At 48.2% G+C, this 13,585-nt stretch carries 13 protein-coding genes and 1 pseudogene; 7 read left to right on the forward strand and 7 right to left on the reverse strand.

Annotated features, from left to right (window positions below; all coding sequences use genetic code 11):
* Nucleotides 1-43: 43 nt before the first annotated feature.
* Both AYI96_RS08060 and AYI96_RS08065 read right to left on the reverse strand, forming a co-directional pair.
* Nucleotides 44-1,135 (reverse strand): branched-chain amino acid aminotransferase, encoded by a 1,092-nt coding sequence (locus tag AYI96_RS08060; RefSeq protein ID WP_071476418.1) that lies wholly within the window; start codon nucleotides 1,133-1,135, stop codon nucleotides 44-46.
* Nucleotides 1,136-1,239: 104 nt separating this feature from the next.
* Complete coding sequence (locus AYI96_RS08065; protein ID WP_144361381.1) at nucleotides 1,240-2,598, reverse strand: esterase/lipase family protein; 1,359 nt, start codon at nucleotides 2,596-2,598, stop codon at nucleotides 1,240-1,242.
* Nucleotides 2,599-2,833: 235 nt separating this feature from the next.
* Between AYI96_RS08065 and AYI96_RS08070 the strand changes: the two genes are divergently transcribed.
* Nucleotides 2,834-3,388 (forward strand): outer membrane beta-barrel protein, encoded by a 555-nt coding sequence (locus AYI96_RS08070; RefSeq protein ID WP_144361382.1) that lies wholly within the window; start codon nucleotides 2,834-2,836, stop codon nucleotides 3,386-3,388.
* 66 nt (nucleotides 3,389-3,454) lie between these two features.
* On the opposite strand, the pseudogene AYI96_RS20465 reads toward AYI96_RS08070, so the two are convergent.
* Together AYI96_RS20465 and AYI96_RS08075 are read right to left on the reverse strand one after the other, a co-directional pair.
* Nucleotides 3,455-3,640: pseudogene (locus tag AYI96_RS20465) on the reverse strand (IS5/IS1182 family transposase); the annotation flags it as partial.
* Between the two features lie 86 nt (nucleotides 3,641-3,726).
* Nucleotides 3,727-4,503 carry an AraC family transcriptional regulator gene (locus AYI96_RS08075; RefSeq protein ID WP_144361383.1) on the reverse strand — a complete coding sequence of 259 codons (777 nt, stop codon included), beginning with the start codon at nucleotides 4,501-4,503 and terminating at the stop codon, nucleotides 3,727-3,729.
* A 153-nt stretch (nucleotides 4,504-4,656) separates the two neighbouring features.
* Between AYI96_RS08075 and AYI96_RS08080 the strand changes: the two genes are divergently transcribed.
* From AYI96_RS08080 to AYI96_RS08095, 4 genes are all read left to right on the forward strand, one after another.
* Nucleotides 4,657-5,772, forward strand: a complete 1,116-nt coding sequence (locus AYI96_RS08080) for a multidrug effflux MFS transporter (RefSeq protein ID WP_144361384.1) — start codon at nucleotides 4,657-4,659, stop codon at nucleotides 5,770-5,772.
* A gap of 519 nt (nucleotides 5,773-6,291) precedes the next feature.
* The gene (locus AYI96_RS08085; protein WP_071476413.1) at nucleotides 6,292-6,582 is read left to right on the forward strand and encodes a helix-turn-helix domain-containing protein; all 291 of its coding nucleotides are present in this window, start codon (nucleotides 6,292-6,294) and stop codon (nucleotides 6,580-6,582) included.
* Entirely contained in the window at nucleotides 6,572-7,921 is a 1,350-nt protein-coding gene (locus AYI96_RS08090) for a type II toxin-antitoxin system HipA family toxin (RefSeq protein ID WP_071476412.1), read from the forward strand. The genes AYI96_RS08085 and AYI96_RS08090 overlap by 11 nt, the downstream gene beginning before the upstream one ends.
* Before the next feature lie 17 nt (nucleotides 7,922-7,938).
* Nucleotides 7,939-8,943 (forward strand): YecA family protein, encoded by a 1,005-nt coding sequence (locus tag AYI96_RS08095; protein ID WP_071476411.1) that lies wholly within the window; start codon nucleotides 7,939-7,941, stop codon nucleotides 8,941-8,943.
* Here AYI96_RS08095 and AYI96_RS08100 read toward each other — a convergent pair.
* Nucleotides 8,905-9,159, reverse strand: coding sequence for an Arm DNA-binding domain-containing protein (locus AYI96_RS08100; RefSeq protein WP_198552056.1), 255 nt, complete (start codon nucleotides 9,157-9,159; stop codon nucleotides 8,905-8,907). The genes AYI96_RS08095 and AYI96_RS08100 overlap by 39 nt on opposite strands.
* A gap of 412 nt (nucleotides 9,160-9,571) precedes the next feature.
* A complete protein-coding gene (locus tag AYI96_RS08105; protein WP_144220505.1) occupies nucleotides 9,572-10,249 on the reverse strand; it encodes a hypothetical protein in 678 nt (225 codons plus the stop codon).
* 127 nt (nucleotides 10,250-10,376) lie between these two features.
* Between AYI96_RS08105 and AYI96_RS08110 the strand changes: the two genes are divergently transcribed.
* Entirely contained in the window at nucleotides 10,377-11,801 is a 1,425-nt protein-coding gene (locus AYI96_RS08110; protein WP_144220506.1) for a hypothetical protein, read from the forward strand.
* Between the two features lie 146 nt (nucleotides 11,802-11,947).
* Nucleotides 11,948-12,556: an inovirus Gp2 family protein gene (locus AYI96_RS08115; protein WP_186295299.1), complete on the forward strand. Its 609-nt coding sequence runs from the start codon at nucleotides 11,948-11,950 to the stop codon at nucleotides 12,554-12,556.
* Nucleotides 12,557-12,815: 259 nt separating this feature from the next.
* Here AYI96_RS08115 and AYI96_RS08120 read toward each other — a convergent pair whose 3' ends face one another.
* On the reverse strand, nucleotides 12,816-13,541 hold the full coding sequence (locus AYI96_RS08120; protein ID WP_144361385.1) for a lecithin retinol acyltransferase family protein: 726 nt from the start codon (nucleotides 13,539-13,541) through the stop codon (nucleotides 12,816-12,818).
* Nucleotides 13,542-13,585: the final 44 nt, after the last annotated feature.

Consider the following 13,585-nt stretch of genomic DNA (forward strand, 5'->3'; position numbering starts at 1 on the left):
GCGGCTCAAATGACCGCGTTTTTATCAATGGTGGGTTATTGGCTTATGCCTTTTCCTGCCTGGGCACTTTGCAGACCCAGCCTTGTGGGCCTTGTCTGTGCCCTTTCTGGATTTCAGTGAAAACTTTATAGATGCGGCTGACATGTTCACCCACCTTGCCGTCACCAACGGTGACCACCCGGCCATCTTCAAAAATGTAGGAGCCGACCGGAGAAACCACGGCCGCGGTACCGAAACCACCGGCTTCGATGATCTCGCCTGACTCGACACCTGCGATAAAATCATCAAGCTTGACCTGCTCCTGGCGGACATCACAGCCAAGTAGTGGCGCCAGCTCAATAATTGACTGAGAGGTAATCGACTTGAGTATGGTATCGGTAAACTCAGGGATGATCACTGTACCATCCTTGAGAATATGGAAGTGGTTCATCGCTCCGGCTTCTTCGATATATTCATTGGTCGAGTCCAGATACAACACCTGGGAAGCACCGTGAGCCGCGGCGGCCTTACCGGCACGCAGGGAAGCGGCATAGTTGCCGGCAGCCTTGGAGGCTCCGGTACCGCCGGATACCGCACGATGGAATTCTTTGCTGATCAGCAGGCGAATGGCGTTGAGACTCTCACCATAGTAGGCGCCGCTGGGACTCATCACCACACAGAAGGTGTAGCGGTTAGCCGGGCTGACTGACAGTCTGTCTTCGGTGGCAAAAATAAAGGGCCGGATATAGAGGCAAGCCCCTTCCTGCATGGGGAACCAGAGACGGTCGACATCGATAAGGGCGTTGATCGCCTTAAGCTGCATCGCTTCATCAATATTGGGAATACAGACGATATCGGCAGAGCGGTTCATGCGTTCGGCATTCTTGTTGAGCCGGAAAGTATAAATCTCACCGTCTTCATGCATAAAGGCCTTGGCGCCCTCAAAAATACTCTGACCATAATGCAGCGCCATCGCGCCGGGAGCCATCTCAAACGGACCGTAGGGGACGATGCGGGGATCCCGCCACTCGCCATCATAATAATCCATCATGAACATATGGTCGGTGCGCAGACGACCAAAGCCAACATTACCTTCAGGACAAAACTGCTCTGAGCGACGCTCTGCGGCGGGCTTTAACTGATACTTGATTTCCATTGCTTACCACCTTGACTATTGTTCAAGCAGACTAGGGAGCGCCCGGAACAATGTCAAGAGGACCAAGGTCTGTGGCCAGCAGGAGTACTGTAAAAAATTAGCCATCAAATCTCGGCAAGTTCCCCCTGGGGAGGTAAGCGGGAAAAATCGCCGCCCTCTTCAGGGCTGACAAGGGTAAACAGCCCGCCATCACGATGCCGCTTAAGCAAGAGATCCACTTCCAAAGTGGCGTCTTGCTTCAGCAGCCTGGATACCGCGCCGGCATCAGACTGGAACTCAGCCGCGCGATAATAACAGCCGCCATCATCGGGGCGCGGTACCAGCTTAAAACCGATTTTACCCTGAGGCAGGGTCTGCATCTTGGCGGCATCCAGATACAGAGTCAGGCAGTTGCGGCTCTGCTGATTGCGCTGTTTATCCTGCATAAAGCCCTTAGGCAAAATACCCGGCAGATACTGCTCGCCACTGAGCAGATAGAAATCGAAATCCTCTATGGCGGCGCCGGTATCATCCCACACCCGAATCACCAACATAGTGTAACGCTTCTTGGTAGCCCGGCTTTGGGTTTGCCGCGCAAACTCCTGACAGGCATGACGATAAGCCTTTACCGAGTCGACTTTTAACCAATTAAGAATCGCCTGCACCACCGGCTTGTTAGTGGCATTTCTGCGACTGACAGAGCGCATGATCCCCATTTTTTCTTTGCTGTGACTGGCCCTGGGAATAATGCCAAAGCCACTGACAGGAGCCTGAATGAAACTTGCCGGCACCAGCTTGGCCACGCAGGCACCATCAAAACTGTCACATTCCTGAGCCTGCTCCACCAATTGCAGCCGAGCATAATTCATATTCGCCGCCGCGACCCGCACCACACCATCCGAGCCAGGCTCAGCGGTATAGGAGTTGAGATAATCATAGAGGGATGCATCTATGCTTTCGCCAGTCAGCACCAAGGGCCAAAGCCTAGCAACTTCAAAATCATAGTTAAGCCAGGCTTGACTTAAAGCAGCCTGCCCCAAACTGCCCAGCTCCAACCAGTCAAGGATCTTCTGCCCTGGCTCCAATCCATCAAACCAGGCCTTAATCCTGGCAAGGCGCGACTTGCCAAGCTGTGCCAAAGCTGAGCCGTGATTGGCCGGTGCCAGCATGATCATATGAGTCACGGGACAAGCCGCCAGCTTTTGGGCTCCAAAGAAAGTCTCCAACCAACAACGTATCACGGCCGCGCCAGTGCTGTGGGTGATCACCGCGAAAGGCTCATCCCCCAGCACTTCACGTCTGGCAGCCTCGAAAGCCAGCGCAACGTCCTCCAGCTTCACTTGGTCCTGAAAACTGATATAACGCCCCAGGTGCAGATGACTCACCTCAAGCTCAGTGTCTGCCAGCTTGGCCAATGCCTGGGGCAAATAACCATAGGTCTCTGTGGAGGTCACACTCCAGCCGTGTACAAATACCAGTCTCATCCCTTTTCCCTCAGGTTAATAGTCCCATTTCCAACCACAACCCCATCACGGGCTATCAACAATTGCCATTTCTAACATCAAGTTTTTTAACACAAAAACCTAACTTATACGATAAAAAGTCTCTTCCGGCTCTCATTCAGTCAAAGTTCAGCAAAACGGCCCTAACCTGCCGATGAACACAAGTTGACCCGGCTTAAAACAGCCATCCGGTCTTTCCCGGATCAAGGAGTAAATTATGAAAATTCAATCTCTAATACTGGCTTCCGCTGCGGCTCTCGCTTTCTCAGCCCCTTCCTTTGCCGCTGACTGGTTTGTCGGCGGTGGTGTCGGCGCGCAGCAAAACGACTACTCTCACAAGCCCATTGATGGCGGCAAGTTCAGCGATGATGATCGCAACGCTGTCTACATGGTGCGCGGCGGTACCTTCCTTACCCCCAACCAGCGTCTGTACGCCACTTATAGCTACAACAGCGATGACTTCGCCAAACAACAGATGGGACTGGTTTCCTATGACTATCTGGTAGGTTTGGATCAGGCCCACAAGCTGAACTGGTTTGTCGGTGCCAGCGCGGGGATTAACCACACCTCACCGGACAGCGGCGCTCTGGGATCAGACAATAATTTTGTCTGGGGTGGTCAAACGGGTCTTGTGTATAAACTGAATGACAACCTCAATACCGAGATAGGTTATCGTTATCTGAAGCAAGACTATGACAACAAGATAGACACAGGTAAATATGCGCTGGACAACACCCAGCAACTGTACCTGAGCGTAGACTACCGCTTCTGATGACATCCAGGTCACTATAGTGCATGGATTCAAAAGTGTATTTAGTTGACCACCGGAACATAAGATGGTCTGGCGAACAGGCATGCCGAATCTTATGACTTTGTTTAACACCTTGACGCCAGCCAACGCTTCAACAACTTGCCTGCAGTAGCCTCGTGAGCGGGACCTGGCGTCAATGAGTTATTTATAACGATACCCAGTGGTCTCTGGCAAGGAACGCCTATGGAAGTTATTCATCCATTCCCACTGTTTACAAAGGATTTGTGCTTCTGCAGCAAGCCTTGCATTCAATTTTATGAGCCGGCGCAGAGTACGCATGAGGCTTGTTCACACCGTCCTTAATTGATTGAATTCTGAATAAAGCTCAAAGGCGTTTGGCCCGTCTGCTTTTTAAAAAAGGCAATGAAGGCGCTGTCGGAAGAAAACGCCAGCTTGTGGGCCACCTCGCTGACAGATTTGGCGCCGGATAGGAGTTCGATGGCCTTCAAAAGGCGCCATTGTTGGCGCCATTGCTGATAAGTCATACCGGTTTCAGCCTTGAATAACCGGGTGACTGTCTTGGTACTGGCGCCGACACTGTCGGCAAGCCTGCGTATATCCGGCGCGAGAAACTCTTCCTTGATAAGCCGCTGGCGGAATCGGCGAAACCTGCGATCCTGTGGCAGTGGCAGCTGAAATGAATGTTTCTTGGCGGCATAAAACTCTTCCCAAAATAACGCACTGCTATTGGCCATATCCGACTCCGGCGTGTTCCACGGCCACAGTGCCATCTTGTCTATCAAGGCTTTCAAGAGGGCGTTGACCTCTATCATGCGAAGCTCAGCCGGAGTGTTGAACCTGGCGCAATCAAAATACAAAGAACGATAGGCCACCACATTGGTCATTACCGCGCGGTGCGAAATACCGGGCGGGATCCACACGGCTTTGGTGGGTGGCAAGATGCAGATGGCGTTCTCCAATGCAAAGCTCATGCAGCCGTGGGGGGCATAAAGCAGTTGCCCTTTATGGTGTTGGTGCATGCCCGAATCGTGCTGGCCAACATCGGCCGCAATGCCGATAACACTGGCTGGAAAGGTATCCGCATCGAACTCAGTTTCCTGCTCAATAATCGCCATGATGTCCCTATTTTGATGTTTCTTGTCTTTATGTCGTTAACGTGCCGTTTCATCAAGAGTATACACTGCGCGCCGACTTGGAAAGCGCGGATCAAGCCTGCATAGAGGAGCAGGGCTTGTTCGCAGCTTGCTTGATTGTGATAAGGATAAGAGATGAAAACCAAACCTTCGCTATGCTTGATGCTGGCGCTACTGATGTTCCCGCAAATAGTGGAAACCATTTACAGCCCGGCCCTGGGGGCGATTTCGCAGACATTTGCCGTGTCCTACCCTCAGGCGGCGCAAACCCTATCGGTTTATTTTCTGGCTTTCGCTGTGGGCGTGGCAGTGTGGGGCATAGTGGCCGACAGTTGCGGCCGTCGCCAGGCCATGTTGCTGGGACTCTTTATCTATGGCGTCGCAGCCTGGGTGGCCATGTCAACAACCAGCTTCGCCGTGCTGATGGCCGCCAGAGCCTGCAGCGCTTTTGGTATTGCTGTCGGCTCTATCGTCACCCAAACCATGCTGCGTGACGCCTTCAGCGGTGAAGAGTTGGCGAAAGTGTTCAGTGTGATGGGACTTGGGATTGCCATCAGCCCGGTTATCGGCATGTTTTCCGGTGGCCAATTGGTCAAGGTGGGTGGTCATCATGCGGTATTTTTAGCTTTATTTATTATGGCCTTGGGATTATTCGCCTATTGTTTTATCAGGCTGCCGGAAACCCAAACCAGCAGGCAGAGTTTGCAACTGTTCGCCTTGAGTAAACGTATGCTCGGTGACAGGCAAATCTGGCAATCTGCGCTCTTGGTTACTGCCTATAACGTTGCCCTGTTTTCTTACTACCAACTCGGTGGATTCAACTTTGCCAGGCTTGGGTTCACGCCGGAACAGTTCGGTTACAGCGGTTTAATCCTTGGCCTGGGCTCACTGGTCGGCAGCTACAGCAATAAACGCCTGCTCTCCAAGGGAGTCTCTCAAGGCAAACTCTTGCAAGGCGCTGCTCTATTGCTGCTTCTGGGAGCCATAGGAGTACAACTCTCGCTGAACACCATCGGGTTTCTGGCGCCTATGCTACTTGTGGTTATGGCATTTGGAATAGCTATCCCCAATGTGCTCAGCATGGCCTTGGCTCAGTACCGACAGCAGGCCGGCAGCGCCGGTGCCCTGTTCGGCTTGATGTACTACTTACTCATCGGCAGCGGCTTGGCTCTGGCAGGCGCGGTGCAGCATTTGGGATGGGTACTGTTAGCCTGCGGCAGCATGGCGCTGTTGGTAAGCCGGGTTCGCTGATGGGTTTGCCGCAGTTGGCCACTATTCAGTGCAGAGTTTGCGCTATTAGGCCTTGTCTCCGGTCTTAGTGTTCATTTGCGCCGACCAGCTATTAGGTAGGATCTAGAAATGACAAAGCCCCTTATTGAAGGGGCTTTTTGAAATGGGACCTGCTGGAATTTTGAACGTTTTTAACAGCGCGGAACATTATTCTAGGTTCAGGATCTGCTCATCGAGTAGCGGACCAGACCATTTAAAAATCAATAAGTTATAAAAATAAACCGTTCAAAAATGGCTGCCTCCACCACCAAACAACCTACCACTAACCTATGGCTTTTACTAAATCTTGGTAGCACTTCTTGGTTATGAGTACGGAAAAACAATGCCGTTTTCACTCTACAGTTGGGTTCAAAAATAACAGTTTCGGAAGGCTTGATCGAGTGAACTTTCAACACCACTGCACTTATTGGATACAATAATAGCCATTTCTGGTTATTTTCCTATACAATGGATATAACTGTATCCAATAAGTCATTGCGAATGAATTTTACTTTACTTGATGATATCGATGTAAGCCAAGCCTATGCGGCTTATTTACGAGAGTTACGTCAACGAGCGAAGCTGTCACGAACAGCACTGGCAGAGCGAAGCTGCGTCCCAGCGGCCACTATTAAGAAGTTTGAGCTGACTGGGCAAATTTCATTTCGTCAATTGCTGTTGCTTTGGCAGACCCTCGACTCATTGGATAGGCTCTATCAGCTCACGCTACCAAGTAAAGAACGCGTTTCTACACCATCTAGCATTGATGAGGTGCTAAAAGATGAGTTTTAAACCCATTCAAAAACTCACCATATCCCGTACGTTAAGCTCAGGTGAGCAGGTCACTGTAGGGGTTTTGGCTCAGAATCGACAAGGCGTTTTTTTTCAGTATGCAGACAGCTATTTGCAGCAGTTTGGCAATTTATCGCCTTTTACTATTCAGGCAAGCACACAAGTACAAGCCGCACCTAAACAGCCACACCAAGGTGTGCATGGTGTATTCGGGGATTGTTTGCCCGATGGTTGGGGCATGCTGTTACAAGATCGTATTTTCCGGCAAAAAGGCATTCTGCCTAATCAATTAACAGCAATGGATAGACTGGCTTTTGTCGGTGATAAAGGTATGGGAGCGCTCTCTTTTTCTCCGGTATCTGAGTTTTCAGCCACGACGCACGCTGACATTGATTTAGCAACCTTGGGTTTAGAAGCACAAACACTGTTCGATTCTTCAATGTCAGATTATATGGACGACAACCAAGATGAGTTAGATGGGCATACTCAACACGTGTTGGCCGCATTAGTCGCCGGAGGTAGTTCGGGTGGTGCAAGACCAAAGGCGCAGATTTATACGCCTGCTGGGGAAACTCGGCATTGTCGAACCTTTGCACAGCCCGGTGATGAAGCTTGGTTGATTAAGTTTACCTCGAAGAATCTAGCGCTCGGACATGAAGAAGGTTTGTGCGAGGCGGTTTATTTGCAAATGGCCGAGCAAGCAAAGTGCCAACCGCCAATTTGGCAACTTATTGAAGCGCCGCATACAAGCGGTGCGCCTGCGTGGTTAGCACTCAAGCGTTTTGATTATGTCGCTGAACAGACCAATTTAGGCAGCAAGCGCAGTTCAGGCCGCTTGCATATGCACAGCGCCTGCGGATTGCTTGATGCAGACTTCCGAACGCCAAGTTTAGATTATATTGATTTAATCAAAGCCAGCCGACAGCTGTGTAAATCTCCAGCCGCTGGGCAACTGCAATTTCGCCGTGCCATTTTTAACCTGCTGTCGTCTAACCAAGACGATCACAGTAAAAACTGGGCTTTTTTGCAAACGGACGATGGCCAATGGAATCCTGCACCTTTTTACGATGTTACCTACAGCCCACATCCATTTAACGAACATGCCACTGCCTTTGGAGGTTATGGCAAAGCGCCACCGCTTAAGCTAATGCAAAAGCTGGCTGCCAGCGCAGGCTTTGCCAATTGGAATGAGGTGAGGCAAGTTATTGAAGAAGTCGCAGAAGCCATCAGTCAGTTTGCTCATCTAGCAAAGCAGCAAGGGGTAAGTAAAATCACAGTGTCTGCTATTACTCATACATTGAACCAGCGTAAACAAGAAAATGAAGCGCTTTTTCTATAATAATAAGAAGGGACAACATGAAGCTTGGCCGAAACGATCCTTGCCATTGTGGCAGTGGTAAAAAGTTTAAACGTTGTTGTATGAGCAGTGTCTCCAAGCAACATGCCCAAATATTTGATGATATTGACACCATGCTGGCAATGAACCCCAATTTGAGCCTTGATGAACTCAACACTGTTTTACAGCACAAAGTGCAGGATCGTAATAATCAACCTCATCCCGATTTTTGTGGTGTAACACCAACGCAAATGGCCAATTGGCTTTATGCGCCTTTTGATGAATTACAGTGGGTGACAATCAGCACACCAGATGCGCTTTTAGCCAGTCCTGTGATGCGCTATTTAGCTCTTATTCTTGATGAGGCTATGGCGCAAGATGGGTCATTCAAAGCCACGAGTAAAGGCAACTTACCGGCTAAGTTGGTCAAACAGGCCAGTGAGTTATTGCCTGAGTTTGCCGTTGCTCAGTTCCCACAAAATATTAGCATCAGCGAGTTTGCGGGCAGTAACGAAGATAAATTTAATGCCCTGCACTACACCCGAGTGCTAGCCGAAATTAGCAGCATTATTTATCGCCGCAGCGGTCGCTACCATGTCAAAAAGTTAGCACAACAACAGTATCAGGCTTTAGGTATACAAGCATTCTTCAAACCTATGTTAGAAGCCGCAATCAGCAAATATAACTGGGGGTATATGGACGGCTTTGAATACGATGTCGACTTGCGACCATTTTGGTTATTTATGCTGTGGCGCATTCAGTGTCACAACAATGTGGAGCAGCTTGTTAAAGAGGTGATGACTGCTTTCCCCGATTTACTACAGGCATTCTCTACAGATGATTACTTCGCGCCAGAAAGAAACTTAAGCATGCTCATTGAATCCAGGTTTATTAAGCGATTTTTACAGTTTTGGGGATTTATCACCGTAGATCCAAGGCGTTATTTAAACGCTGAGCCGGTCGTCAGAAGAGCTCAAATTCAACCCTTATTCAAACAAACGTTTCAATTTACAATTAACATATAAAAAGATCGTGAAGGCCGCATCTCGTGCATCTGCAAGGGATAGTTCTGGATAAGATCCAATTGTCATTTCTGGACGACAACCGTTGATTGAAAATCGCAAGATCCAAAAAGGTTCTCCAGAGGCGGGTACAACGAAGTAGAGGCCATTACCATCTGCGGTTTTGCGTGGTTCATCTTTGGCCAAAGCGGCGACTTTGCGTGCATTGAGCTTGCCCATATAGTTCTCCTTAGGTATGGAAAGTTACTCACCATTTAAGGGCATACTAGATCAATCCTACTCACCACTAAACTCACCAGTTGGTTGAAAACAGAGGCAAAGACCTGAAATCTTCTGAAAACAAAAAAGCCTCAAAAAAATGAGGCTTAATGCTGTACATTGTGAATGTTAAAACATCACTCCACGTTCTGGATCTGTTTATGTGTAGAAATAAAAAAATTATAATATTCAATGTGATATGTTGGTTTCTGGTGGGTGGCGACAATGTTTACCCACCGATTAACCCACCACTCGGTAACGCTGTGGTTCACCCATTCATTGCGTATTCAGAATGTTAGCAACTGACCTCGTATTGGGTAAAAGACTGTGCCAGGGATGGCAATGGTGGTTCAATTAACTAGGTGAGTGAGTGTTACTGATTATTGGTCTCTGAAAATGCGCTGTAGTAGACCTTGGTAGCTTCAATAAGAAGGGCGTCATCAATGGAATTGCCTTGCTCATTTGCGGAATAGATAAGATCGTACAGCGTGGCGATACAGTGCCTTAAATCGTCATTTTTTGCTTGGAGATTTTTATAAGCAACTGATTTTTTGGGGTTGTTTTTGCCTTGGAGTTCGAGTAACCGAATTTTGTTTAGCTCTGAGTTCTTAATGCGCCGGTTATCGGCCAATTTTTTTTTGATCTCACGGTCCGATTCCAAAAATGCCTTGTAGCCGTCCTCAATAAGTAATGAAACAATTTTGGCTTTCTTCTTTCCTTTGCACATTGTCTTAAGTTGAGTTAGCACAGCCTTGTCAAGGCTTACAGATAAATTACCAATCCCTTTTTCCTTTCGATGCTTCATGACACGCCAGGCACTTCCCATCGTTTTGGAAAAGTTTTTGATTACGTCGATATCAGTAAAGCAAGCCATAAAGTGACTTGCCAGCGCTACTTTAAGGCTTTGCATAGTGGGCGTTGGTTCTGAAAGCAAAATGGCTTTACGAGTCAGGTAGCCCCTTACCCAATCTCGGGCGTTGGGCGTTTCCAAGTCGAGAAAATCAAACAGCTTAATTAGTTCAGGAAGCTGATGGCGGTTGCCTTGGCGCATATGTCTTCTATTTTTCTGTAACAAATGGTGTAACGTAACATGTTTTATTGCTATGTGAAAGTCGCTGTTTTATTGCGTTTTATGTGGTATATCTGAGCGATATGACTGCAATTTAAAAATCCAGTTAATGTATCTCTTAAGCTCAATGACCGGTGCTTCACCAGAAACCAGATTCATCCTGTTCGCTTCGGCACAACTTATGGGTGATGGCTGCCTCTCCGACACTATGGACGGCTACGCAGATCGCTTGTTTGTTTCCAAGCGCTATCTTGGTGTGGCGGTGGATTACCTGGTTCGGGAGGGATACCTATGGAAAATCAAAAGTTCTCGGGAGACGCTCAAGGGGAAACATAGAAATACTCTGTTCGACTTTTATCTCTCGCCTGAAGCGTGGCGGATGTGGTCTGAGTGGGTTGCTGAGAAATGTAGTTGGAAGGATGAAATTGACTTTGTTCTATGCTCGCCGAAATCACGGCAGATAGCTGCTTTTAAAAAGCACAAAGTAATACCGATACAAATGCGATTAATCTGGATATCACTATGGATGGCGTCCAATAGGGCCGGATATGTTAATGGTTGTGACTTCACGGGCCTAAGCAGAACGCTGGGGATGTCGGAAGAACAGTTTCACCGAGGGGCTCGAGCGCTATCTCGTAAAGGCTTTCTGTCAATCGCAGCAAACCACACAGCGCGAACTCACCTGTTTGAACCAATGCCTCCTGTATACAAACTCCAACCTCAGTCGAGGAAATGGAAAGTCATAAAGCTGGGTGTTTCGCTCGGGGATAGTCAGTTAATCCCGCTTAGATTTTTATTTAAGCTTGGGGACTTCTATCGGAAGGCGGCAAAACGTTCACGAGCGGGACGACTGCCTTCTCATTCATCTTATCTGACTGATGAGCAGTATTTTGAACTATCGAAGATTTTCCATAATCAGAAGCTTCAGGCTTTGGTGCAGCAAGCGTGTCTGTCGACCATTTTTTCATTGTCTTCAGGTTGTTTATTGAATCAGGCTAGGGCTAATGAATCGATGAACTATTCGAATGAGGAACTACGGAAGCAGGTCAAAGAGGTATTATCTTCAGTGTTGCCATTCTCGGACTTGAAGGGTTTCCCAACGGCAAAAAAGCCGCAAGGAGTTGAAGATGTCTCTGATGTTGGCGGCGCAGAAGTGCTTAGAGAGTACACTCTCAGCGAGTTGACGTTCGAGGTGGTTAACTTAATACAGATGATCTCAAGGCAGCTGCGAACTTTAGCTGATTGCTTCGGTGCTGACGCGCGCGTACTGAATCACTACCCACGTATGATGATGCGAACCATGTTATCGCGTCAGGACAATCCAACCGATGGCAGTCAGTTAAAGGGAATGATGGGACAGAAACCCGATTATTTTGTGAACCGCGTGCTGGATTTGTTGGTACCCAATGATAAAAAATTCACTGATTGCCTGATATTCGGAGATGTCTTGTATACGGCTAACTCCAGAGTAACACATCCCAATATTAGTCAGGTTGAGCAGTTGATTTGTTTTGGTGGGCATACCAAATCCTGAGAAACGTGATTCGGATTAGTAATATACTTATGTTAGGTGCTGAGCTGGTGGTTCTTGCGAGCTCTCAGTAGAGTTTGGTTTATTGATAGCCGTAAAACATTACTGGCTTCAGTCATCTTGTGAATCAATCACAAAGGATGACTGTCATGTTCCATTTAAACTTCCCTGACACAGCTAATCACTCCACTTGGGTTCCTGGGTACCTTCAAATTATTGAAGGGACGCTGGGGTTGTCTTTGGCGCAATTTAATCGAGTGTGTGTGCTGAGATTTGACCTGAGGTTTCCCGAGTCAAGCCAGTATAGTGACCCTAAGGTCATATCCCGTTTTATTGACTCATTCAAAGCCCACTTAAAGTCATGGGATCGACATCGAGCCAGCGAACATCCAATAGGTTTTGGCTATGTTTGGTGCCGGGAGAAAGAGACCTCGCAGAACTGGCATTATCACGTGGCATTCCTTTTCAACAAGGATGCTGTCTGTGGCTTTGGACAGACAGTGTTTGGCAGGAGTAACACCTATAACCGAATATTGAAGGCTTGGGCCAGTGCGATTGGGGTTCCAGTGGATAATGCTATTGGGCTGGTTCATGTCTGTGAGAACGGCGTGTATTGGCTAGATAGAAATTCAGATGAGTTCCCTCTGCAATACCAGGCAGTGATGCAGCGCTGCAGTTACCTCGCAAAGGCGGCTACCAAGAACATCTACGATGGTTGCCGCAATATAGGTTCGAGTCAGCAGTTGTTTATGGGATGAGCCGTATTCAGCATCGATACTGAATGCGCAAAGATGATTGCTCAATTTTATAAGTGGAGCATTCCATTCAGTACCGGTCATTGTTTTGTTGGCTTTGCTGGTGTTTTTTGCAGACGTGACGATAAAGACGTTGTTGATCATCTTTTCGTTATCGAAGAGCCATTATTGACCTAACAATGTTTACCATCCCCATGTCATCGACACAAATATTGAAGTGGCTTTAGGGGCTTAGATATCTAAGCCCCTAAAGCCACACGTCTCAATGACGTAGCCAACTCCAGATATCCCTACCAATATCCACTATTGCCACAATACCGTCTCCGGTAACTTCAAGGGGTTTGACTATGGTGCAATCTACAGCCGTTTCCAATGAACCTTTGACGAGTGATGTTGCAGCTTCACCATAGTTCCCTGCTCTTAAATGCCCGGAGGACGTACTCAGTGTTTCACAGGTGCCATTGATAAAAGTCTCAAGTGGTTTGGCGACCAAATCGCCTGGAGTACCAATGGCCCTGTTCACTGCATCCGGTAACCCAATGTATTCACCGACGGCTTTGGCTGCTGTTGATGCAAGGGCAATATTGGCCAGGCTCCCTTGTGCTGCACGTTGAGCGGCATTGCCAAGCAATCCGGCTCGTGCTGTCACTTGTGCGGTGAAATGGAGGTTGTTACTGACCTGGTTGGACGTTTCTGTTTCATCGATACACCAGTTGACGAAGTGTTCACAGTTATTGCTGAGCAGGTCATAGGGCCGACAACCCAATAAGCTCTCCGCTCGCTCCACAGAACCGTCTCTATCATATGCAATCGCTTTGCGACGAACCTTGGCCCCACCCGAGAATTCACTCAGACTGAGTTGCTCAACAAAACCATCTTTACGTTGGTGGATAACTTGGTCATTCCCAACACACAGACCATGGTGTTCAGTCAGTCCAAGCGGATCGATATTGGTAACCAGATGATCACCGGCTTTGAATTTCTTCATGTTGTACTCCAAATAAAAAGAGAGCAGCGCCCTTTTAGGCAACT

This window comes from Shewanella sp. MSW (assembly GCF_007636515.1).
Classification (GTDB): domain Bacteria; phylum Pseudomonadota; class Gammaproteobacteria; order Enterobacterales; family Shewanellaceae; genus Shewanella; species Shewanella indica.

Bases quoted from the DNA above. Each gene is read 5' to 3' on its own strand.
- AYI96_RS08060 (WP_071476418.1), bottom strand. From the start codon at position 1,135: ATGGAAATCAAGTATCAGTTAAAGCCCGCCGCAGAGCGTCGCTCAGAG.
- AYI96_RS08065 (WP_144361381.1), bottom strand. From the start codon at position 2,598: ATGAGACTGGTATTTGTACACGGCTGGAGTGTGACCTCCACAGAGACC.
- AYI96_RS08070 (WP_144361382.1), top strand. From the start codon at position 2,834: ATGAAAATTCAATCTCTAATACTGGCTTCCGCTGCGGCTCTCGCTTTC.
- AYI96_RS08075 (WP_144361383.1), bottom strand. From the start codon at position 4,503: ATGGCGATTATTGAGCAGGAAACTGAGTTCGATGCGGATACCTTTCCA.
- AYI96_RS08080 (WP_144361384.1), top strand. From the start codon at position 4,657: ATGAAAACCAAACCTTCGCTATGCTTGATGCTGGCGCTACTGATGTTC.
- AYI96_RS08085 (WP_071476413.1), top strand. From the start codon at position 6,292: ATGAATTTTACTTTACTTGATGATATCGATGTAAGCCAAGCCTATGCG.
- AYI96_RS08090 (WP_071476412.1), top strand. From the start codon at position 6,572: ATGAGTTTTAAACCCATTCAAAAACTCACCATATCCCGTACGTTAAGC.
- AYI96_RS08095 (WP_071476411.1), top strand. From the start codon at position 7,939: ATGAAGCTTGGCCGAAACGATCCTTGCCATTGTGGCAGTGGTAAAAAG.
- AYI96_RS08100 (WP_198552056.1), bottom strand. From the start codon at position 9,159: ATGGGCAAGCTCAATGCACGCAAAGTCGCCGCTTTGGCCAAAGATGAA.
- AYI96_RS08105 (WP_144220505.1), bottom strand. From the start codon at position 10,249: ATGCGCCAAGGCAACCGCCATCAGCTTCCTGAACTAATTAAGCTGTTT.
- AYI96_RS08110 (WP_144220506.1), top strand. From the start codon at position 10,377: ATGTATCTCTTAAGCTCAATGACCGGTGCTTCACCAGAAACCAGATTC.
- AYI96_RS08115 (WP_186295299.1), top strand. From the start codon at position 11,948: ATGTTCCATTTAAACTTCCCTGACACAGCTAATCACTCCACTTGGGTT.
- AYI96_RS08120 (WP_144361385.1), bottom strand. From the start codon at position 13,541: ATGAAGAAATTCAAAGCCGGTGATCATCTGGTTACCAATATCGATCCG.